This is a genomic window from Curtobacterium sp. PhB170 (assembly GCF_003752345.1).
Taxonomy (GTDB): domain Bacteria; phylum Actinomycetota; class Actinomycetes; order Actinomycetales; family Microbacteriaceae; genus Curtobacterium.
Genome location: NZ_RJUM01000009.1, coordinates 146,007 through 167,886 on the forward strand (window position 1 = coordinate 146,007; position 21,880 = coordinate 167,886).

The following is a 21,880-nucleotide window of genomic DNA, read 5'->3' on the forward strand; positions in this document are numbered from 1 at the left end:
GATGACCGACACCCTGGTCTCCGACGCACCCCGGACCGACACCACCGACGCGCCTCCCGGGTCCTTCTCCGTCACGCTCATCATCCGACGCTTCGACCCGGACGTCGACGACGAGCCGCGCTGGCAGGACTTCGACGTCATGATGCTGCCGACCGACCGCATCCTCGACGCCCTGCACAAGATCAAATGGGACCAGGACGGCTCCCTGACGTTCCGCCGTTCCTGCGCCCACGGCGTCTGCGGCTCGGACGCGATGCGCATCAACGGGCGGAACCGGCTGGCGTGCAAGACCCTGATCAAGGACCTCGACGTCTCGAAGCCGATCTACGTCGAGGCGATCAAGGGCCTGCCGCTCGAGAAGGACCTCGTCGTCGACATGGAGCCCTTCTTCAAGTCCTTCCGCGAGGTCCAGCCGTTCCTGCAGCCGAAGACGGCGCCCACCCCGGGCAAGGAGCGCATCCAGTCGGTGGCCGACCGCGCACGCTTCGACGACACCACGAAGTGCATCCTCTGCGCCGCCTGCACCTCGTCGTGCCCGGTGTTCTGGACCGACGGGCAGTACTTCGGCCCGGCCGCGATCGTGAACGCGCACCGCTTCATCTTCGACTCGCGTGACGACGCCGCCGAGGTCCGCCTCGACATCCTCAACGACAAGGAAGGGGTCTGGCGCTGCCGCACCACCTTCAACTGCACCGACGCCTGCCCCCGTGGCATCCAGGTGACGAAGGCGATCTCCGAGGTCAAGCAGGCCGTCATGCGGGGTCGCGCCTGACACTCGGGGGCGTCCAAGACTCGACATCGACTCCACCGATAGGCTCCGCTCCATGACGTTCGCGGCCACCCGCCCCATCCTCGACCAGCTCGGCTACACGATCCGCTACGTGCAGCTCCCCGGAGAGACCCTGCACGAGCCGCCGGTCGAGGGCGCGCTCCGCGTGGTCCCGGCCGAGGCGTCCGACGAGTTCGCGCTCGAGGTCGTCGACTACGGCACGGCCCGCCGCCTCGCCACCGCGCGCGGCGAGGAGGACGCGGTCGAGATGCTCCGTCGGTTCCTGAACCGGCCGTTCCCGGCTCCGCGCGACATCGCCCGGCACGAGCTCGACGGGCTCCGTGACCGTGCGGCGTCGACGTACCCGCAGCTGGCGCAGCAGGTGTCGCAGGCCGGCGAACAGGGGCTGACCATCCAGATCCCCGCGGGCGTCCCCGTCGACCGCATCGGTGGTCCGGACGGCTACCTGCTGCACCCCCTCGACACCCCGCTGCCGAGCCGGTCGCTGCCGCCGCACGTCGCCGGCGTCCCGGAGACCCACCGCTACCTGGTCGAGCGCCCGTTCATGGTGAACGTCCGCTTCGTGCAGCCGTGGTTCGAGCAGCCGGGCGGCGCGCTCCGCTTCCAGATCGCCGATCCCACGGTCACCGTCCGCGACCTCGTCGTCGACGGTGCACTGGCTCGACTCCGCGTGGTCTGACTCCGCGCACGACGCAGATCGGCCCGCACCGCGCGTTCGCGCAGTGCGGGCCGATTGCCGTTGTGTGGTGCTACGCCTGGTCGGGACGGTCGTACTGCGCACCGGCCGGGTTCGGCGGCAGACAGCCGAACACGATCGCGGCGATGCCGACGAACATCCCGATGAGCCAGAGCGGCCCGGCGAGGTTCGCGTCGTGGACGCGGCGCCACCCGAGCGCGATGTTCGGGATGAGGGTCGCGAGCCACCACAGGCCGTACAAGACGAGCAGGATGAAGATCCACGCCGGGGGTGCACCCTCGGTCTGGGTGTAGCCGTACTCGTCGGTGGTCGAGGCCGAGACGCTCCACGAGATGATGCCGGCGATGAACCCGCCGTACAGAACGAGGGTCACGATCGCGTTCGCCAGGACCCAGTACCAGTACTCGCTGCGGCTGGCGCGCCCGTCGAACCGGGCGTACTTCTTGAAGAACCGGGTGAAGGCGTCGAGGAACCCGGCACCGTAGAAGGGTGCCCACAGCGGCGGAGCCCCGTCGGGCCCGACCGGTATCGGCGGGCCGGCCTGCGGGTACGGGTCGGCGTACTGCTGGCCGTACCCGGGCTGCTGGCCGTACCCGGGCTGCTGGCCGTACCCGGGCTGCTGACCGTACTGGGCAGGCTGCTGGCCGTACCCGGGCTGCTGCCCGTAGGGACCGGGCTGCTGCCCGTACCCCGGCTGCTGCTGCCCGGGGTCGGGCTGCCCCGACGGCTGGTCGCCGCCGGGCTGGCCCCACTGCGGTGTGTCGTAGCTCATCGAGCGCCGGTCGGTCGGTCGTAGCGCTCGCCCTGCGGGTTCGAGGGCAGCAGGCCGAACACGATGCCGACGATGCCGACGAAGATCGCGATGATCCACAGGGCACCGGGCAGGTTCGCGTCGTGCAGGCGTCGCCAGCCGAGGGCGAGCGTCGGGATGATGATCGCGAGGCCCCAGAGCCCGATCAGGATGCCAGCGATCACGAAGAGCGCGGACGGGCTGGTGACGGTCGACTGCACGCTCGCCGAGGTCGCGGTCGACATCGACACCGTCGAACGCTCCGACGTGGCGATGCCGATGCCGTACAGGATGCCGAGGACCATGCCGACGATCGCGTTCGCCAGGTACCACCACCAGAACTCGCTGCGGCTCGCCCGGCCACTGAAGGTCGCGTACTTCTTGAAGAAGCGTCCGACGGCCTTGCCGAAGGAGATCCCGTACCAGGGGGCCCAGATCGGCGGCTCGCCGTTCGGGCCGGTCGCCGGCTGCTGGCCGTACTGCGGCGTTCCGTTGTACGGGTTCGGCTGGCCGCCCGGCTGCTGGCCGGACGGGTTCTGCGGGTACTGGTCACTCACGGTGTCCCCCTCGATCGTTGGCTGGTAGTCGGGTCCGAGTCAACCAGAACCGTCGCGCGGCCGTCGCTCGCTACCCGCGGTGGGGTTCGTCGTACCGCTGCCCCTGCGGGTTCGAACCCATCAGACCGACGATCAGCGAGAACAGGACGCCGAGCGGCGGGATGATGAAGAGGAAGGCGAAGTACCCGCTCAGGTTCACGTCGTGCAGTCGTCGCACCGTCAGCGCGATGAAGCCGAGTGCGCAGGCCAGGGCCCACAACCCACTCAACCCGTTCGACGCGTCGTCGAAGAACGGCAGCACGTTGAAGAACCCACCGACGATGCCGGTGGCCGCCGAGCCGATGACGTACCACAGGGCCCAGAACCAGAACTCCGACTGGCTCGCGCGGCCGTCGAACCGGACGTACTTCTTCCAGAACCGCGGGAACGCCTGCACGAACGGGATCCCGTACCACGGCGCCCACAGCGGGGGCTGGCGCGGGCCGGTCGGCTGCTGGCCGTACGGTCCGGGCTGCTGGCCGTACGGTCCGGGCTGCTGGCCGTACGGTCCGGGCTGCTGGCCGTACGGGTTCTGCGGCGGGTACTGGTCACTCACTGGTTCGTTCCTTCCGGGGCCGACTGCGATCACCGTCGAGTCTGGCAGCGGCGGCGACCGGACGCGTCCCCCCAGCGGAGGACAGCGCAGCGACTGCGCTCCGACAGCGTTCCGACCGGCGCTCCGACCGACTCAGGGCAGCAGTGCCAGCTTGCCGCCGGGGTGCCCGGACTCCAGCAGCTCCGCGGCCGCCTTCGCCTCGGCGAGCGGGAACGTCCGCGCCACCGGCACTTCGAGCTGTCCGGCCCCGGCCAGGTCGATCAGTCGCTGTCGCACGGAGTCGCGGAACGCCTTGCTCGCGGGCTGCGCCCCACCGACTGCGGCGAACCCCGCCTCGGCGGCGCGCGCCTGCGCGGCGATCGTGACGATCCGGTCGCGGTCCGCGACCACGGCGAGCGAGACGTCGACGGCCTCGTCGGTGCCCACGCAGTCCAGTGCCACGTCGATGCCGGAGGGTGCGAGCGACCGGACCCGTGCCTCCAGGCCGTCGCCGTACGCGACCCATTCGCCGCCGAAGCGTCGCACGACGTCCGCACCCCGCTCGGAGGCGGTGCCGATGACGCGCGCGCCGAGCAGGCGGAGCTGCTGCAGCAGGCTGACGCCGACTGCTCCGGAGGCACCGTGCACCAGCACGGTGTCGCGGCCCGCGGCACGGGTGACGCGCAGCATGTCGGCTGCGGTGGTGCCTGCGAGCAACAGGTTCGCCGCCTCGGGGAAGCCGAGCCCGGCGGGCTTCGCGAAGACGTCCGCCGCCGGGACGGTGAGGGACGACGTCCAACCGCCGGCGACCCGGAACGCCAGGACCTCGTCGCCGACCGCTCCCCCGCCGGACGCGATCGTGGTGTCCGGTCCGACCGCGGTGAGCACGCCGGCGACCTCGTAGCCGACGGGCACCGGCAGGTCGGCCGGGTCGCCCTGCCGGGTGTGCTTCGTGTCGGCGGGGTTCATGCCGGCGGCGCGGACCGCGATGGTGACCTCGCCGGGTCCGGGTGCGGCGACCTCGGTGTCCACGAACTCGAGGACCTCGCTGCCGCCGAACCGCGGTGCCACCCAGTGCTTCGTCATGCGGCCGACGCTACGCCCCGATCCGCCGGCGGTGTGCACGGAGGGTCCGTGCACGGAGCACCATCACGGCGATGCCAACGAGCAGCATCGCGCCTGCCGCGGCGAGCGGGATCGTCGGGTCGCTGCCGGTGAAGGCCAGTTCCGTCGTGCCGCCGCCGGTGGCGCCGCCACCGATGACCGGGACCGCGGGTGCTGTCGACGTGGGAGCGGTGGGCACGGGAGCCGAAGCGGTCGGCGTCGCCGTGGGCGCCGGTGCGCGGACGGTCACGACGTACGTCTCGGTGTCCGGCGGTGCCGTGCCGTTGTCGACCGTGATCGTCACCGTCGTGGTGCCCGGCGTGGTGGGCGTCCCGGAGATGACACCCGTGTCCGGGTTGATCGTGAGGCCCGGGGGCAGGGTCCCGCCGTCGGAGTACGTGGGTGCCGGGTTGCCCGTCGCGGTGACGGGGAACGAGTACGGCGTGCCCGCGGTGGCGTCGGTCGGCGTGCCCGAGGTGATCGTCGGTGCGACGCTCTCGGACGGCGTGCCGGCAGCCGGGCAGTTGGTCGGACGGGTGATGGTGTTGTCGTCGAGCGTCACCGCAGCGTTCCGGGCGAGCAGCCGGCCCACGACCGTCGCACCCGTCGTCGCCGTCACGGACTGGTCCGCGAGGACGGTGCCCTGGAACTGGGCGGCGCTGCCGATGGTCGCGGAACTGCCGACCTGCCAGAACACGTTGCACGAACTCGCGCCACCGGTGATGACGATCCTCGTGCCGGACCCGATCGTCAGGGTCGACGCGGCCTGGAACACCCAGACCGAGTCTGCGCCGCCGGCCAGGGTCAGCTGGCCGGTGTTCGCGAGCTGCAGCGTGTCGCCGTTGTAGACGCCCGGGCTGAGGCTGAGCCCGTTGAGCTCCTGGAGCCCGGTCCGGGTCGGCGTCAGCGAAGCGGCCACGTTGTACGCGGTCGTGGTGTCCGACTGGGCCTGCGCGGCCGCGGCGTCGGTCTGGTGCACGGTGCCGTTCACGGTCCCGTTGCCGGTGCCGCCGAAGCCGGTGATCGAGGTACCGGGCGAGACGCCGAGGTCACCGTTGACCACCGTCGGCCCGGTGTTCGTCACGGTCTGCGCGCCGAGGACGCCGTAGCTCGCCGCGGTCCCGAGACCGACGGGGCCGTCGATGACGGTGGCGGCCGACGCGGCCGAGGAGGCGCCGAGCGCGAGTACCGCGGCCAACCCGATCCCGGTACTGACGACGACGATGGAACGGAAGATGGGCGATCTGGCCACGGAGGCCCCTGCCTGAGATGGCGAAGAGCCGATCGGACGTCGGAGACACCCGGCGTTCACCGTGTCCCGAGTGTGTTCTGATCACATGCGTTCTGCGCTCCGGACTCCCAGGTTCGCCCGGATCAGCCGATGGTGGACAGAATCCGTCCGATCTGGACCGCGACGGCTGTTCGGTATCGTCCTTCCATGCCGCGCGCCGCGATCGTCGTCAACCCGTCCAAGGTCGACCTGCGGGTGCTCCGCAACACCGTCGGGGCCGAGGCGGGCCGGAACGGCTGGGATCCCACGACGTGGTTCGAGACCGCGGCGTCCGACGACGGCCGTGCCGCCGCGCTCGATGCGCTCGCCACCGCGCCGGACGTCGTCCTGGTCGTCGGTGGCGACGGCACACTGCGCGTCGCAGCCGAGGTGCTGCACGGCTCCGGCGTGCCCCTCGCCGTGCTCCCCGTCGGCACCGGGAACCTGTACGCCCGGAACCTCCGCATCCCGCTGAACGACGTCGCCGGCTCGGTCCGAGCCGCCTTCAGCGGGACCGATCGGCCGGTCGACCTCGCCTTCGCCGAGCTCACCGACCCGCAGGGCACGACGACTCGCCACGCCTTCCTGGTGATGGCAGGTATCGGCCTCGACGCGAACATGGCGGCCAACACCAACGCGCGGCTCAAGAAGCGGTTCGGCTGGCTCGCGTACTCGGACCCGATCATGCGGTCCGTGATCGGCAACCGGCAGATCGACCTGCGGTACCGCCTCGACGACGGTGACACCCGGACGATGCGGGCGCACACCGTCATCGTCGGCAACTGCGGCACCCTGACCGCCGGCGTCCTGCTGCTGCCCGCCGCGAAGCCGGACGACGGGGTGCTCGACGCGGTCGCGTTCCGCCCCGGTCGGACGGTCGGCTGGGCCGGCGTCGGCTACGGCCTGTCGCTGAACCGCTTCTTCCACCGGACCGGGTTCGGCCGGTTCCTGTCGTGGCTCATCCCGGCCACCCGGACGCTGCGGTACACGAGCGCACGGGTCCTCGACCTCGAGCTGGACCAGCCCGAGCAGGTCCAGCTCGACGGCGACCCGTTCGGCACCGTGGTGGCGGTGCGGCTGACGGTGGACCACGGCGGACTCACCATCCGGGCGGGGCGGTCGTGGTGACCACGTGAAGACGGGAGGCCCGGTGCCAGCTGGCACCGGGCCTCCCGTCATCACTGGGCCACGTCGAGAGCGTCAGCCGCGCGCGACACGCACCCGGTCCGCGAACGCTGCGTGCAGCGGGTGCTCCGCGGCGAGGCCGGTGATCTGCGTCACCACGTCGGCATCGGACGCGTCCGAGGCCAGGAGCGCCTGCAGTTCGACGCTCTGCTCGTCGTCGGCGACGTCGAAGCGGAGCGCCGCGCCCATCGCGTCGAGCAGTGCGGTCGGCTCGGTGCCGTCCTCGGCCAGCGCCGCGGCGGGCGAGACGAAGCGCTCGTCGCGCGACAGCTTGCGGAGCGGCTGCCGGCCGACGCGCGTCACCGTGTCGGGCAGGTGCGGGTTCTCGAACCGGGCGATGATCGCCTGGACGTAGGCGCGGTGCACCTCGGGGTCGAGCTCGTGGCGACGGACGAGCAGGTCGCTCGTCTCGGCCAGGACGGACTCGAGCTCGGAACGCACGGCGGGGATCGCGATGGCGTCGGAGATCTTGTCGGCCCCGGCGACGAAGCCGTGGTACGCGACGGTGGCGTGCCCGGTGTTCACCGTGAAGAGCTTCCGCTCGATGGAGGCAGCGAGGCCGTCGACGTAGTGCGCGCCGGGGATCTCCGGCTCGTTGCCGCCGAACGGCGTGCGGTCGATGGCCCACTCGAAGTAGGTCTCGACGGTGACGTCGAGTCCGGCGCCCTCGGGCTGGGCCGGCACGATGCGGTCGACGGCGGTGTTCGCGAAGACGGCCTTCGCGAGCGCCGCGTCACGGCCCTCGGCCGGGAGCGCGTCGACGATGAACTCGCGCAGACGGTCCGTGGCGTTCAGCGCGTTCTCGCACGCCATCACGGCGATGGGCGCAGCGTCCGCGTCGCGCTGCTGCAGCGCCCGCGCGATCACCGGGGCGATGAACTTCAGGACGTTCGGGCCCACCGCGCAGGTGACGATCGCGGCAGCGGCGATCTCGGCGACGACGCCGTCCTCGTCCTGCGCGCTGTTCAGGGCGCGGAAGTTCGTGACCTCGTGGTCCTCGGCGCCGGTGCCGACCTCGTGCACGGTGTACGAGTCGGCGGCGGCGAGGGCGTCGATGAGCGGCGCGGCGACGTCGGCGAAGACGACCTCGTAGCCCGCTTCGTGCAGGAGGAGCCCGACGAAGCCGCGGCCGATGTTGCCGGCACCGAAGTGGACGGCGGTGCCCCGGTCGGTGGTGCTCACTCGTTGACCTCGCCGAGGATCGACAGGATCGCGCTGGTGTCGGCCGCGTCGGTGAGCTTCTGGACCTCGTCCTCGTCGGAGAACACGATCGCGATCTTGGACAGGATGTCGAGGTGCTCGTTGTTCACGCCGGCGATGCCGACGACGAAGCGCACGGGGTTGCCGTCCCAGTCGATCGGGCTGGCGTAGCGGATGAACGACAGCGCGGACGACTTGATGGCGTCCTTCGCGTCGTTCGTGCCGTGCGGGATGGCGAGGAAGTTGCCCATGTACGTGGACACGCTCTTCTCACGCTCGAGCATCGCCGGGTAGTAGTCAGCGGTGACCGCGCCCGCAGCTTCGAGGATCTCGGCCGCCTCCTTCATCGCCTCCGACTTGGTCGGCGCGGTGTCCTCGGTGTGGATCCGGATCTGGCTCTCCTGCAGGACGGGCATCGTGGTTCTCCTTGGTGTTCGAGGACGTGAGGGAGGGGACGGGGATGTCCCCGTCCCCTCCGATACTGCACTTCGTTACTGGTGGTGGCGTTACTGGTTCTTGAGCTGGTCGACGACCTGGTCGTACTGCGGCGCGTTCATGAAGTTGCCGACCGACACGTGCTGCGCGTTCGGGTTCTTCTGCTTGGCGCGGTCCGTCAGTTCTTCCTGCGTGATGATCAGGTCCTCGTCACCGGACAGGTTCGCGATCGCCTTGTTGGTGACCGTGACCCCTTCGATGCCCGCCTTCTTGATCTTGTTGCGCAGGACACTGGCGCCCATCGCACTCGAGCCCATGCCGGCGTCGCAGGCGAACACGAGGTTCTGGACCTTCGTCGCGGTGGCGGTGGTGCCGGCGGCGGCTGCCTCTTCCGAGTTGGCCGGGGCGGTGCCGCCGAAGAGCCCGGCGGTCGCGGCGTTCGCGTCGCGGCCCTTGGTGGCCTGCATCTTGTCGAACGCTGCGGTCATGTCACCGCCGCCGTTGGCGAGGTCGCGCTTGCGGCTGGCCAGCAGGAAGAACGACGCGACCGCGAAGGTGACCGCTGCGGACAGGACGACCGACAGGATGACGCCGACGTAGCTGTCCTTCGCCGTCGCCGTCAGCACGGCGAAGATCGATCCGGGCGATGCCGGGGCGACCAGGCCGGAGCCGAACAGGACGTTCGTGCCGACGCCCGTCGCACCACCGAGGATGACGGCGATGAACAGGACCGGCTTCTGCAGCACGTACGGGAAGTAGATCTCGTGGATGCCACCGAAGAACTGGATGAGGATCGCACCGGGAGCGGTCGAGCGGGCGATGCCGACACCGAAGAAGGTGAAGGCGAGCAGGATGCCCAGACCGGGGCCGGGGTTCGCCTCGAGCAGGAACAGGATCGACTTGCCGGAGTCCTGCACCTGCTGGGCGCCGAGCTGGTCGAGCACACCGTGGTTGATGGCGTTGTTCAGGAAGAACACCTTGGCCGGCTCGATGATGACGCTGGCGAGCGGCAGCAGCGAGTGCTGGACGAGGAAGTTCACCGCGTCGCCGAGGCCCTCGGCGATGAGCTTGAACAGCGGGGCGAGCCAGAAGAACCCGACCATCGCCAGCCCGAAGCCGAGGATGCCGGCCGCGTAGTTGTTGACGAGCATCTCGAAGCCCGGCTTGATCTTGCCGTCCCAGATCTTGTCGATCTGCTTGATGAGGTACGCGCCGAGCGGCCCGCAGATCATCGCGCCGAGGATCATGATCGTGCCGTTGGCACCGAGGATGACACCCATCGCCATGATCGAGCCGACGACGGCGCCGCGGGTCTCGTAGATCATCCGGCCGCCCTGGAAGGCGATCGCGAGCGGGATCAGGTACGTCAGGATCGGGCCGACGAGACCGATGTTGGCCACACCGTCCGTCTCACCGAACCCGCCGAGGATCCCGACGGGGGTCCATCCGGTCTCGATGAAGAAGGCGGTGATCAGGCCCCACGCGATGAAGATCGCGATGTTGGGCATGACCATGCCGGAGAGGAACGTGCCGAACTTCTGAACGGCGACGCGTGCGCCGCCCCGCGACTTCGCGGGTGCGTCGGGCGCTGCAACGGACGACGTTGTCATGTGCGGTGACTTTCTGTGTGGTGGAGCTGCTGCTGGTGCGGACGGGGTGTTGGGGATGGTGCGGCTCAGACGGCGTGCGCGGCCGCTGCGGCGGACTTCGCGGCCGCCGCCGTGGACGCGGCGAGTGCCGCCTGGGCCATCTCGCGGGCCTGCTCGAGCGTGTGCTGACCGAGTTCGGCGCGCACGTCGGCCAGGGCCGCGGGGGTCATGGAGAGGGTGGTGGCGCCGAGGCCGACGAGCACGACGGCGAGCAGCGGGTCGGCTGCGGCCTCACCGCAGATGCCGACGGGCTTCCCCGCGTCGGCACCGGCCGCTCCGAGCTGGGCGACGAGGCGCAGGACGGCGGGGTGCCACGGGTCCTGGTAGGACGCGACGGTGCCGAGCATGCGGTCGGCGGCCATCGTGTACTGGGTCAGGTCGTTCGTGCCGATCGACACGAAGTCCGCGTTCTGGAAGACCTGTTCGGCCATCAGGGCGAGCGACGGCACCTCGGCCATCACGCCGGCGGTGCGGATGCCGAGCTCGCGGGCCAGGGTGACGAAGTACTCGGTCTCCTCGGCGTCGGCGACCATCGGGGCCATGACCCAGAGGTCGGCCTCGGTCGCGGCGTCCGCCTGGGCCAGCGCGACGAGCTGGTCGCGCAGCACCTCGGGGTGGTTGCGCAGCGCACGGAGTCCGCGACGGCCGAGCGCCGGGTTCTCCTCGTCCTTGTCGGTCAGGAACGGCAGCGGCTTGTCGGCACCGGCGTCGAGCGCACGGACGACGACCTTCTTGCCCGGGAACGCGGCGAGGAGCTGACGGTAGGACTCGGTCTGCTCGTCGACGGTCGGCGCCTTCGGCGAGTCGAGGAAGAGGAACTCGGTGCGGAAGAGCCCCACGCCCTCCGCACCGAGAGCAACGGCGCCCGCGGCGTCGGCGGGGCTGCCGAGGTTCGCGAGCAGGGGCACGACGTGGCCGTCGGCCAGGGCACCGGCGGTGAGCGGTGCGGCGGCCGCGGCGAGCCGGTCGGCGATGCGCTGCTCGACGTCGGCCACCAGGGCGTCGGACGGCTCGGTGACGACGGTGCCGGCGACGGCGTCGACGACGATCGACTGCCCGTCGACCAGGTCGTCGGCACCGGTGACGCCGACGATCGCGGTGATGCCCTTGGCGCGGGCGAGGATCGCGGTGTGCGAGGTCGGGCCGCCGTCACGCGTGACCAGCGCGAGGACCTTGTCGAGGTCCAGCAGGGCGGTGTCGGCCGGAGCGAGGTCACGGGCGACGAGGACGAACGGGGTGTCCGACTCGGGGACACCGGGGGCGTGCACGCCACGGAGCTTCGCGATGATGCGCTGGGCGACGTCGTCGAGGTCGGCTGCGCGCTCCCCCATGTAGCCGCCCATGCCGACGAGCAGGTCACGGAACTGCGCGAACGCCTCGTACACGGCACGCTCGGCGTTGGTGCCGCCGTCGATGCGCGTGTGCACGTCGTCGAGGAGGGTCGGGTCCTGCGCCATGAGCGCCTGCGCCTCGAGCACGGCCTGGGCGTCGCCGCCGGCGAGCTGTCCGCGCTTGTTGAGGTCCTCGGCCACCGCGGCCAGTGCGTCGTGCACGGCATGCTTCGCGTCGTCCGCCGAACCGGTCAGGGCGTCCTTCGACGGTTCGCCGAGCGGGTCCGCCATGCGGAGCACGGGGCCGTGGGCGACGCCGCGGCCGACGCCGGTGCCGAGCAGTTCGGACATTCGAGACTCCTTCATCTCACACGCGCTTGCGGTGGGGTGTTCGTTCGGTGCGCGCACGGCTGAGACGGGACCTCGCCGGTGCGGCTGAGCAGCACACTACCCCGATCCGCGTTGACAAACAAACACATCCGGGGATAAAAATGCAGAAACAGATGCCCGTTTGCGTCTGACGGCCAGCCGCTCCGGCTCGTTTCCGTCGGGTTCGTGCCCGGTCATGTCCGTTCCGTTCCGACCAGGAGACGACGAGGTCCGATGTACGCACCAGAACGCCACCAGCGCATCGTCGAGCAGGCGCGCGCGCAGGGGCGGGTCGACGTCAAGGACCTCGCCGAGCTGCTCGAGGTCACGCCAGAGACCATCCGCCGCGACCTCACCTCGCTGGAGCGACGGGGACTGGTCCGACGTGCCCACGGCGGCGCCATCCCGGTCGAACGCATCACGATCCACCCCGGTGTCGGCGACCGGGGCGGCATCAACCAGGCCGAGAAGATGGTCATCGCCGAGGCCGCGCTCGAGGAGCTGCCGGAGAACGGCTCGATCATGATCGACGCCGGCACCTCCACCATCTGCCTCGCCGAGATGCTGCCGACGGACCGCGGACTCACCGTCGTCACGCACTCCCTCCCCGTCGCGATGGCCGTCGCGAACCGGCCGGGCATCGACCTGCACCTGCTCGGCGGCAACATCCGCAGCGACTCCCTGGCCGGCGTCGGCACGTGGACGCACCAGCTCATCGGCATGGTGAGCGTCGACGTCGCCTTCGTGAGCATCAACGGGATCACTCCGGAGCGCGGCCTGACGACCCACAACATGGCCGAGGCCGCGGTGAAGTCGGCGATGATCAAGTCCGCCCGCCGCAGCATCCTGCTCGCCGACCACACCAAGTTCGGCCGCGAGGAGTTCGGCCGCGTCGCACCCCTCGCCGCCATCGACACGATCATCACCGATCCCGCCGTCAACCTCGACCTGGTCCGCGAGGTCGAAGCCGCCGGCACCGAGGTGTTCTGGCCCGGTCGACCCTGACCGCTCGCCCGACCCGCCCATCCGGCGCTCGCTAGCATGAGCGCACCACCCATCGACAGGAGTACATCGATGTCCGAAGCCACCCGCACCGTGACCGTCGCCAGCGCGTCCGGCCTGCACGCGCGCCCCGCGTCCCTCTTCGTCCAGACCGTGACGGCCTCCGGCCACCAGGTCACGATCGCCAAGGGCGACAAGTCCGGCAACGCCGGCAGCATCCTCGCCCTGCTCGGCCTGGGCATCGAGAACGGTGACGAGGTCGGCCTCACCGTGACCGGCGACGACGCCGAGACCACCGCCGACAGCCTGGTCGAGTTCCTGCAGACGGACCACGACGCGGCCTGATCGCGCGGATCCGACGGACGGGAGGCACGGTGCCAGCTGGCACCGTGCCTCTCGTCCGTCGTGCGGTCCCCCGCACTGCCGTGCCCGAGCCCGCCCCGTCCGCCCCGCCCGCCCCGGGGTGCGCCCGCCCCGTTCCCCGAGGTTCCGAAATCTCGTCATCTCGGCGTCCCCCACGTCGGTCTGTGGAACCTCGGCGGACGGCACGCGGCGAGTCGTGGAACCTCGAACCGGTGCGGTCCGGGGCTGTCGGCGCCCGCCGATAAGGTGGTCGGCATGACACGCCTGCGCCTCGCATCCGTCAACGTGAACGGCGTCCGCGCCGCCTTCCGCAAGGGCATGGGCGACTGGCTCGCCACCCGCGACGTCGACGTGCTCGCCCTGCAGGAAGTGCGTGCGTCGAGCGAGGACCTGGCCGGTCTGCTCGGCGACGAGTGGGACATCGTGCACGACCCCGCGACCGCCAAGGGCCGGGCCGGCGTCGCGATCGCCTCGCGACACTCCGCCCAGATCCACCGCGTCGCCCTCGGACCGGACGAGTTCGACTCCGCCGGCCGCTGGCTCGAAGCCGACTACGAGATCGGCGGAACCACGGTCACGGTCGTGTCCACCTACGTCCACTCGGGCGAGGTCGACACCCCCAAGCAGGACGAGAAGTGGAAGTTCCTCGACGCCATGACCGAGCGGCTGCCCGCCCTCCGCGCGCACAACCCACTCGCCGTCGTCGTCGGTGACCTGAACGTCGGGCACGACCAGCGCGACATCAAGAACTGGAAGGGCAACGTCAAGCGAGCGGGCTTCCTGCCGCGCGAGCGTGCCTACTTCTCGCGCTTCTTCGGTGCCGACGGCGAACCGGTCGAGGGCGCTGACGGCTCGACGGGCCCGGGGCTCGGCTGGGTGGACGTCGGGCGTGCGCAGGCCGGCGACGTCGAGGGGCCGTACACGTGGTGGTCCTGGCGCGGCCAGGCGTTCGACAACGACACCGGCTGGCGCATCGACTACCAGATGGCCACGCCCGACCTCGCGGCGAAGGTCACGGAGTACACGGTCGACCGCGCCGCGGCGTACGACCAGCGATGGTCCGACCACGCCCCCGTGGTCGTCGACTACGAACTCTGATCCCCACTCCTTGCGCTCCACCTGACCCACAGGAACACCACCATGACCAAGACCCGCATCTTCTCGGGCATCCAGCCGTCCGCCGGCTCGCTGCACCTCGGCAACTACGTCGGGGCGCTCATGCAGTGGCGCGACCTGCAGGACGACTTCGACGCCATCTACTGCGTCGTCGACATGCACGCGATCACCTCGCCGCAGGACCCGGCCGAGCTCCGCGCGAGCACCCGGGCGACGGCCGCGCAGTACATCGCGTCGGGCATCGACCCGACGAAGTCGACGCTGTTCGTGCAGTCACACGTGCCGGCCCACGCCGAGCTCGCCTGGGTGCTCAACACCCTCACCGGGTTCGGTGAGGCGAGCCGGATGACCCAGTTCAAGGACAAGTCGGCGCGACAGGGGTCCGAGGCCGCGTCGGTCGGGCTCTTCACGTACCCGGTCCTGATGGCCGCCGACATCCTGCTGTACGACACCAAGGTCGTGCCGGTCGGCGACGACCAGCGCCAGCACGTCGAGCTCACCCGCGACCTCGCCGGACGCTTCAACTCGCGGTTCGGCGACACGTTCGTCGTGCCCGAGGCCCGGATCGGCACCGAGACGGCGCGCATCTACGACCTGCAGGACCCGACGAGCAAGATGAGCAAGTCGGCGGCGTCCGACAGCGGCCTGATCCGGCTGCTCGACGACCCGAAGCGCACCGCGAAGAAGATCAAGTCGGCCGTCACCGACGACGAGCGCGAGATCCGCTCCGACCGGCAGGCGAAGCCGGGCGTGACGAACCTGCTCGCGATCCTGTCCGCCTTCAGCCGGACCCCTGTCGCCGAGCTCGAGGCATCGTTCGCGGGCAAGGGCTACGGGGACCTCAAGGGCGCGGTCGCCGACGCCGTCGTCGCCGAGCTCGAGCCGGTACGCACCCGCACGCTCGAGCTGCTCGACGACCCGGCGGAGCTCGACCGACTGCTCGCCGTCGGCGCGGACCGTGCCCAGTCCATCGCGCAGGAGACCCTGGCGCGCGTGTACGACCGGATCGGGTTCGTCCCGCGCTCGCGCGGCTGACCGTGCTGCCGGTCACGCTGGAGTCCGCCCGGGTCCGACTCGACGTCCCGACCCGGGCGGACACCGCGGCGATCACCGACGCCTGTCAGGACCCGGACATCGTCCGCTGGACGACGATCCCCACGCCGTACCGCGAACAGGACGCACGGACCTTCGTCGACGCCCTGGTCGGTCCTGGCTGGGCGTCGGACCGCGAGTACACCTGGGCGATCCGTCGCAGCGGGTCCTCCTGGCTCGAGGGGATCATCGGCTACCGCACCGCCGGCCGCGACCTCGGCTTCTGGCTGGCGCCCTCGGCCCGCGGTGCCGGGTTGATGCACGATGCGGTGGAGCTCGTCGTGGACTGGGCGTTCGAGGACGGTGCTCCGGACGTCTACTGGGAGTGCTACGAGGGCAACACGGCGTCGGCCGCGGTCGCCCGCAGCGCCGGGTTCTCGTTCACCGGCGCCGGGCCCGCCCGGATCCCGGGACGCGACGGCGGGCCGACGACCGCGTGGACCGCCCTGCGCCGAGCCGACGGTGCGCCCGCATCGGACCTCCCGTGGCCCGACGCTCCGTGACGCAGCGCTCCGTGACTCGGCCCCGCGTGACGCAGCGCTCCGTGACCCGGTCCCGCATGACGCCGCGTTCCCGACGATGACGTGTCACCGATCCACCGCCGGTAGGCTCGATCCGTGAGCGACACGGCACGACCCACCGAGGTCCGGGCGATGCGCCGCGGGCTCGAACTCGCGGCCCTCGGGCCCGTCGTGGGCGACCACGCACGGGTCGGCGCCGTGATCCTCTCCCCCGCCGGCGACGTCCTCGCCGAGGGATGGCACAAGGGCGCCGGAAGCCCACACGCCGAGGTCGACGCGATGGCGAAGGTCGATCCGGCACACCTCCGCGGCGCGACGGCCGTCGTCACCCTCGAGCCCTGCAACCACACCGGCCGCACCGGCCCCTGCGCCGTCGCCCTGATCGAGGCCGGGGTCGCCCGTGTCGTGTACGCGATCGACGATCCGGGCGCGGACGTGCACGGCGGTGCCGACCGACTCCGCGCCGCCGGGGTCGACGTCGTGTCCGGTGTGCTCGCCGACGAGGCTGAGGCGTTCCTCGAACGGTGGCTCCTCTCGGTCCGCCTCGGACGCCCGTGGGTGACCGTGAAGTGGGCCTCGAGCCTGGACGGCCGCGCCGCAGCGGCCGACGGCACGAGCAAGTGGATCACCGGCGCCGCAGCCCGACAGCACGTCCACGAGCAGCGCGCCGCGCACGATGCGATCCTGGTCGGCACCGGCACCGTGCTCGCCGACGACCCGAGCCTGACCGCTCGGGGTGACGCGGGCGAACTCCTCGCCGACCAGCCGCTCGCGGTCGTGCTCGGTGACCGCGCCGTCCCCGACGACGCCGCGGTCCGTCGACACCCCCGTGGGCTCGTGACGCTGCCGGGGCACGACCTCGCCGCGTCGCTCGCCGCCCTGCGTGGGCACGGCGTGCACTCGGTGTTCGTCGAGGGCGGCCCCGCCGTCGCGTCCGCGCTCATCGCCGCCGGGCTCGTCGACGAGTACCTCGTGTACGTCGCCCCGATCCTGCTCGGCGGACCCCGGGTCGCCCTCGACGACCTCGGGGTGGGAAGCATGTCCGGGCGTCGGCGGTTGGACGTACTATCGACCACCAGCCTGGGCCCTGACCTGCTGGTCCGAGCCCGACCGCAACGCAGCGCGACAGCGCAGCCGCAGGCAGCGCCACCACAGACAGCGCCACCACAGACAGCGCAGCAGCAGACACCGCAGCAGCACGACGCAGCACCCGGGTTCGGAGACGACGGGCCCACGAACGACCGGAGCACCCCATGACCGACGCGCTGACCTCCTCCACCCCGGGCAGCCCCGTCCAGTTCGAGGTGTCGACGAACGTCCCCACCACCCACGGCACGTTCCAGATGCGCGCCTACCGCGACCTCGTGACCGGCGCGGAGCACGTCGCGATCATCGGCGCGCTGCCCGACGGGTCCGCCCCGTCCGACGGCGCCCTGGTCCGCGTGCACTCCGAGTGTCTGACCGGCGAGGCGTTCGGCTCGCTGAAGTGCGAGTGCGGGCCCCAGCTCGACGCCGCGCTCGACACCATCGCTGCCGAGGGCGGGGTGGTGGTCTACCTGCGCGGGCAGGAAGGACGCGGCATCGGGCTCATCAACAAGCTCAAGGCCTACCGCCTGCAGGAGGACGGCCTCGACACGCTCGACGCCAACCTGGCGCTCGGGCTGCCGGCCGACTCCCGTGCGTACGGCGGCGCCGCGGGCATCCTCGCCGAACTCGGGATCACCCGCGTGCGACTGCTCTCGAACAACCCCGAGAAGCGTCGCCAGCTCGAGGAGCACGGCATCACCGTCGAGTCGCTCGTGCCGCTGGTGGTCGGTGTCTCGGCGCAGAACGCCGGCTACCTCGACACCAAGCGCGACCGGATGGGGCACCAGTTGCCCGCCCACCTCGAGGCCGGCGCCGGGGCGGGCGCCGGCGCAGGAGCCGCCAGCTGACTCTGGGCTGATTCGCAGGTGGGCGACATCTGTCGTACGATGTTGTCTTCCGTCACAAGCGGTCCCCCACCAACCGAACGCACCCGATCGGTGCCCGCGCCACCCTGCGCGAACCGATCGGTGTCCGCCGTTTCGGGTATCCGTGCTCCCTACCAGGAGTGCGCACCACGGAAGACCACACGACACCCATGACCGCCGCACCGGCACCAGCAACCCCGACCTCAGCTCCGGCACCAGCAGGCAACCCGCGCTCGCGCGTCGTCATCGCCAGCCTCGTCGGCACCTCGATCGAGTTCTACGACTTCTACGTCTACGCGACGGCCGCGGTGCTCGTCTTCCCGACGCTGTTCTTCCCGAACGAGGACCCCACGGCATCGCAGCTGTCGTCGTTCGTGACGTTCGCCCTCGCCTTCTTCGCGCGGCCGATCGGGTCGATCATCTTCGGGCACTTCGGTGACCGGGTGGGCCGCAAGACCACCCTCGTCGCGTCGCTGCTCGTCATGGGCACCGCGACGTTCCTGATCGGCTGCCTGCCGACGTTCAGCACCATCGGCGTGTGGGCACCGGTCCTGCTCGCCGTGATGCGCTTCGCCCAGGGCGTCGGCCTCGGCGGCGAGTGGTCCGGTGCGGCACTGCTCGCCACCGAGAACGCCCCCAAGGGCAAGCGCGGCGTCTTCGGCTCGATGCCGCAGCTCGGCGCACCGATCGGCTTCCTGCTCGCGAACGGCCTGTTCATCGCGATCAACGCCGCGATGCCCGCCGGTGCCGACGGCACCCCGAACGCCGACTTCCAGGCGTGGGGCTGGCGCATCCCGTTCCTGCTCTCCTCGGTCCTGGTCATCGTCGGGCTCTACGTGCGCTTCAAGCTCGTCGAGTCGCCGGTGTTCCGCGGCGTGCAGGAGTCCGGCACGGTCGCGAAGGTCCCGCTGGGCCGGGTGTTCCGCACCTCGTGGAAGGCGCTCATCGTCGGCACGTTCGGCATGGTCGCGACGTACGTCCTCTTCTACTTCATGACCACGTTCACGCTGTCGTACGGCACCACCGGTGCCGAGGCCGGTCCGCTCGTCCCGAAGGTCGGCCTCGGCTACAGCCGCGGTGAGTTCCTGACGCTGCTCATGATCGGCGTCGTGTTCTTCGGCATCTTCACCCCGATCGCCGGCATCCTGGCCGACAAGTTCGGGCGCCGGAAGACCCTCATCCCGACCACGATCGGCATCGCGCTGTTCGGTCTGACGTTCCAGTTCTGGTTCGCGGCGTCGCAGGGTCCGATCACGGTGGTGACGTTCCTGATCGTCGGCCTGTCCCTGATGGGGCTGACCTTCGGGCCGATGGGTGCGCTGCTGCCGGAGCTGTTCCCGACGAACGTCCGGTACACCGGCTCGGCGATCGCGTACAACGTCGCGTCGATCCTCGGTGCCTCGCTCGCACCGACGATCGCCCTGGCGCTGTGGCAGGCCGACGGCAACATCTTCCTGGTCGGGCTGTACCTGACGATCGCCGCCGTCGTGACGCTCGTCGCGCTGCTCTTCGTCCGCGAGACGAAGAGCAAGGACTTCACCGACGCCTGAAACGCGACCACCTGATGGACGGGAGGCCCGGTGCCAGCTGGCACCGGGCCTCCCGTCCGTCGTGCGCGCACGACCACTTCCCGGCGCAAGACGCCGTCGTGTCGGCGAGACGCCGCCGAATGCGGCGGCGTCTCGCGAACTCGGAGGCGTCGAACGAAGCCGCCGGCGTTTCCGATGCCGACACACCGACCCTGTCCGTCAACTCAGGTTGACAGTTGTCGGCGCGTCAATGTAGGTTGACACCCATGGACCGACCGACCATCACGAGCCTCGCGGCCGGAGCCTCCGGGGACGACCCGTTCTCCGCCCTCGCCAACGTGCGCGAGCTCCGCCGTGAACTCGACCGGACCGAAGAGCTCGCTGCGCGTGCCGCCCGGAACGCCGGGGCGTCGTGGCAGGAGATCGCGACCCTGCTCGGTGTCAGCCGACAGGCAGTGCACAAGAAGTACGGCAGAAACTAGGAACACGATGAGTCTCCCCTTCGCGCGCCCCAAGAAGACCGACGGCCCCCGCGCCACCTTCGGCCGCCTGTTGTCCTACCTGTTCGAGAACAAGCCGGCGATGGTCGTCATCATCGTGCTGAGCATCCTCGGCGCCGGGGCGTCGCTCGCGCAGCCGCTGCTCGTCAACCAGGTCGTCACGGCGGTGCAGCAGGGCAACACGCTCAGCACGCTCGTCTGGCTGCTCGTCGGACTCGTCCTCGTCGCCGGCGTCCTGAACGGTGTGCAGCACTTCCTGCTGCAGCGTGCGGGCGAGGGCGTCGTGCTCTCCACGCGCCGCAAGCTCATCGCCCGCATCCTCAACCTGCCGATCTCGGAGTTCGACACCCGTCGCACCGGCGACCTGGTGTCCCGCGTCGGCAGCGACACCACGCTCCTGCGCGCCGTCCTGACCCAGGGCCTGATCGAGTCGATCGGCGGCGCCCTCACGTTCATCGGCGCGATCATCGCGATGGCGATCATCGACCCGCTGCTGCTCGTGATCGTGGTCGTCATCGTCCTGGTCGCGATCGTGGTCGTCGGCGGACTGAGCCGGCGCATCCGGGTCGCGTCGAAGCGTGCGCAGGAGAAGGTCGGCGACCTGACCGCGGCCGTCGAGCGCGGCATCGGCGCCGTCCGCACCATCCGCGCGGCCGGTGCCACCGAGCGCGAGGTGCACGAGGTCGACGGACACGCGACCGAGGCCTACCAGCGCGGCCTCGACATCGCGAAGATGTCCGCGTTCGTCGTGCCGGTCGCGAGCATCGTCATGCAGGTGGCGTTCATCGCCGTGCTCGGCGTCGGCGGGGCCCAGGTCGCCGCGGGCACCATCACCATCGCCACGCTCATCACGTTCATCCTGCTGCTCTTCATGATGATCATGCCGCTCGGCCAGGCGATGGGCGCCGCTGTCGCGGTCGCCCAGGCGCTCGGGGCGCTCGGCCGGATCGAGGAGATCCTGCACCTGCCGACCGAGGCGCAGGACGACGCAGCTGCGCGCCCCGCCGCCGCGGTCGCCTCCGACGACGCCATCACGTTCGAGCACGTCACGTTCCGGTACGCGGCTGCAGCGGATGCCTCCGGTCCGGACGGCGCCGTCGCGTCCGGCGCGGTGGATCGACCGGGAGGCCCGGATCGCCTCGCCGACGAGCGTCCGGCCGACGACGTGGTGCTCCACGACGTGTCGTTCCGTGTTCCCCGCGGCTCGCGGGTCGCACTCGTGGGTCCGTCGGGTGCTGGCAAGTCGACGACCCTCGCCCTGATCGAGCGGTTCTACGACCCGACCGAGGGCGTCATCCGGCTCGGTGGCATCGACGTCCGGGGCATGGACCGCCAGGAGCTCCGCGCCCAGATCGGCTACGTCGAGCAGGACGCACCGGTACTCGCTGGCACCATCCGCGCGAACCTGCTGCTCGGTTCGCCGGAGGCGACCGAGGACGACTGCGTGCGCGTGCTCGAGGCGGTCAACCTCGGCGAGGTGCTGCACCGCGACCCGCGTGGGCTCGACGCCCAGGTCGGCGAGGACGGCGTGATGCTCTCGGGCGGAGAGCGTCAACGGCTGGCCATCGCCCGCGCCCTGCTCGCCGCTCCCCCGATCCTGCTGCTCGACGAGTCGACGTCGTCGCTCGACGGCGTGAACGAGCAGAAGATGCGGCTGGCGATCGATGCCGTCGCTGAGGACCGCACCCTGCTCGTCATCGCGCACCGGCTGTCCACCGTGGTCGACTCCGACATCATCGTCGTGCTCGAGCACGGCCGGGTCGTCGGCGCCGGCACGCACTCCGAGCTCGTCGAGTCGACGCCGCTCTACCGCGACCTGGCGAAGCACCAGCTGCTGGTCTGAGCCCCGCCGTG

General features: G+C 70.8%; 21 protein-coding genes and 1 pseudogene. 13 read left to right on the forward strand and 9 right to left on the reverse strand.

All coding sequences use genetic code 11. The features are described from left to right. Position 1 precedes the first annotated feature (1 nt). Positions 2–772, forward strand: coding sequence for a succinate dehydrogenase iron-sulfur subunit (locus EDF40_RS04840; protein WP_123292177.1), 771 nt, complete (start codon positions 2–4; stop codon positions 770–772). Between the two features lie 52 nt (positions 773–824). Further along, positions 825–1,469, forward strand: coding sequence for a TNT domain-containing protein (locus EDF40_RS04845; protein ID WP_111086631.1), 645 nt, complete (start codon positions 825–827; stop codon positions 1,467–1,469). Positions 1,470–1,539: 70 nt separating this feature from the next. Here the strand turns inward: EDF40_RS04845 and EDF40_RS04850 are convergent, their stop codons facing one another. The 5 genes from EDF40_RS04850 to EDF40_RS04875 form a co-directional block, all read right to left on the reverse strand. Continuing rightward, positions 1,540–2,259 carry a DUF805 domain-containing protein gene (locus EDF40_RS04850; RefSeq protein ID WP_221180445.1) on the reverse strand — a complete coding sequence of 240 codons (720 nt, stop codon included), beginning with the start codon at positions 2,257–2,259 and terminating at the stop codon, positions 1,540–1,542. Then, a complete protein-coding gene (locus EDF40_RS04860) occupies positions 2,256–2,834 on the reverse strand; it encodes a DUF805 domain-containing protein (protein ID WP_123338915.1) in 579 nt (192 codons plus the stop codon). The genes EDF40_RS04850 and EDF40_RS04860 overlap by 4 nt, the downstream gene beginning before the upstream one ends. Positions 2,835–2,904: 70 nt before the next feature. Further along, positions 2,905–3,429 (reverse strand): DUF805 domain-containing protein, encoded by a 525-nt coding sequence (locus EDF40_RS04865; RefSeq protein ID WP_123338914.1) that lies wholly within the window; start codon positions 3,427–3,429, stop codon positions 2,905–2,907. Positions 3,430–3,561: 132 nt separating this feature from the next. Further along, complete coding sequence (locus EDF40_RS04870; protein ID WP_123339063.1) at positions 3,562–4,494, reverse strand: NADP-dependent oxidoreductase; 933 nt, start codon at positions 4,492–4,494, stop codon at positions 3,562–3,564. 10 nt (positions 4,495–4,504) lie between these two features. Further along, complete coding sequence (locus EDF40_RS04875; RefSeq protein WP_185002775.1) at positions 4,505–5,764, reverse strand: ice-binding family protein; 1,260 nt, start codon at positions 5,762–5,764, stop codon at positions 4,505–4,507. A gap of 186 nt (positions 5,765–5,950) precedes the next feature. Between EDF40_RS04875 and EDF40_RS04880 the strand changes: the two genes are divergently transcribed. Continuing rightward, complete coding sequence (locus EDF40_RS04880; RefSeq protein WP_123338912.1) at positions 5,951–6,910, forward strand: diacylglycerol kinase family protein; 960 nt, start codon at positions 5,951–5,953, stop codon at positions 6,908–6,910. 72 nt (positions 6,911–6,982) lie between these two features. Here the strand turns inward: EDF40_RS04880 and EDF40_RS04885 are convergent, their stop codons facing one another. From EDF40_RS04885 to ptsP, 4 genes are all read right to left on the reverse strand, one after another. Further along, on the reverse strand, positions 6,983–8,149 hold the full coding sequence (locus EDF40_RS04885) for a mannitol-1-phosphate 5-dehydrogenase (protein ID WP_123338911.1): 1,167 nt from the start codon (positions 8,147–8,149) through the stop codon (positions 6,983–6,985). Continuing rightward, complete coding sequence (locus EDF40_RS19455) at positions 8,146–8,583, reverse strand: PTS sugar transporter subunit IIA (RefSeq protein WP_027466426.1); 438 nt, start codon at positions 8,581–8,583, stop codon at positions 8,146–8,148. Before EDF40_RS19455 ends, EDF40_RS04885 begins: the two co-directional genes overlap by 4 nt. A gap of 90 nt (positions 8,584–8,673) precedes the next feature. After that, a complete protein-coding gene (locus EDF40_RS04890; protein ID WP_185047005.1) occupies positions 8,674–10,212 on the reverse strand; it encodes a PTS mannitol transporter subunit IICB in 1,539 nt (512 codons plus the stop codon). Between the two features lie 65 nt (positions 10,213–10,277). Next, a complete protein-coding gene (gene ptsP, locus EDF40_RS04895; RefSeq protein WP_123338910.1) occupies positions 10,278–11,933 on the reverse strand; it encodes a phosphoenolpyruvate--protein phosphotransferase in 1,656 nt (551 codons plus the stop codon). A 252-nt stretch (positions 11,934–12,185) separates the two neighbouring features. On the opposite strand from ptsP, the gene EDF40_RS04900 reads away from it, so the two are divergent. The 10 genes and pseudogenes from EDF40_RS04900 to EDF40_RS04945 all read left to right on the forward strand — a co-directional run bounded on the left by EDF40_RS04900 (position 12,186) and on the right by EDF40_RS04945 (position 21,869). After that, entirely contained in the window at positions 12,186–12,956 is a 771-nt protein-coding gene (locus tag EDF40_RS04900; protein ID WP_111086639.1) for a DeoR/GlpR family DNA-binding transcription regulator, read from the forward strand. Between the two features lie 69 nt (positions 12,957–13,025). Continuing rightward, positions 13,026–13,298 (forward strand): HPr family phosphocarrier protein, encoded by a 273-nt coding sequence (locus EDF40_RS04905; RefSeq protein WP_123338909.1) that lies wholly within the window; start codon positions 13,026–13,028, stop codon positions 13,296–13,298. Between the two features lie 273 nt (positions 13,299–13,571). Beyond that, on the forward strand, positions 13,572–14,414 hold the full coding sequence (locus tag EDF40_RS04910; protein WP_123292347.1) for an exodeoxyribonuclease III: 843 nt from the start codon (positions 13,572–13,574) through the stop codon (positions 14,412–14,414). Between the two features lie 42 nt (positions 14,415–14,456). Continuing rightward, positions 14,457–15,467, forward strand: coding sequence for a tryptophan--tRNA ligase (gene trpS / locus EDF40_RS04915; protein WP_123338908.1), 1,011 nt, complete (start codon positions 14,457–14,459; stop codon positions 15,465–15,467). Between the two features lie 2 nt (positions 15,468–15,469). Then, entirely contained in the window at positions 15,470–16,027 is a 558-nt protein-coding gene (locus tag EDF40_RS04920; RefSeq protein WP_185002777.1) for a GNAT family N-acetyltransferase, read from the forward strand. Between the two features lie 150 nt (positions 16,028–16,177). After that, the gene (gene ribD, locus EDF40_RS04925) at positions 16,178–17,302 is read left to right on the forward strand and encodes a bifunctional diaminohydroxyphosphoribosylaminopyrimidine deaminase/5-amino-6-(5-phosphoribosylamino)uracil reductase RibD (RefSeq protein WP_260212604.1); all 1,125 of its coding nucleotides are present in this window, start codon (positions 16,178–16,180) and stop codon (positions 17,300–17,302) included. Positions 17,303–17,331: 29 nt separating this feature from the next. Further along, positions 17,332–17,979: pseudogene (ribA, locus tag EDF40_RS04930) on the forward strand (GTP cyclohydrolase II); the annotation flags it as partial. A 188-nt stretch (positions 17,980–18,167) separates the two neighbouring features. Further along, entirely contained in the window at positions 18,168–19,547 is a 1,380-nt protein-coding gene (locus EDF40_RS04935; protein WP_123338904.1) for an MFS transporter, read from the forward strand. A 245-nt stretch (positions 19,548–19,792) separates the two neighbouring features. Continuing rightward, positions 19,793–20,008 (forward strand): helix-turn-helix domain-containing protein, encoded by a 216-nt coding sequence (locus tag EDF40_RS04940; RefSeq protein WP_123292166.1) that lies wholly within the window; start codon positions 19,793–19,795, stop codon positions 20,006–20,008. A gap of 7 nt (positions 20,009–20,015) precedes the next feature. Beyond that, the gene (locus tag EDF40_RS04945) at positions 20,016–21,869 is read left to right on the forward strand and encodes an ABC transporter ATP-binding protein (protein WP_123338903.1); all 1,854 of its coding nucleotides are present in this window, start codon (positions 20,016–20,018) and stop codon (positions 21,867–21,869) included. The last annotated feature ends 11 nt before the right edge of the window (positions 21,870–21,880 follow it).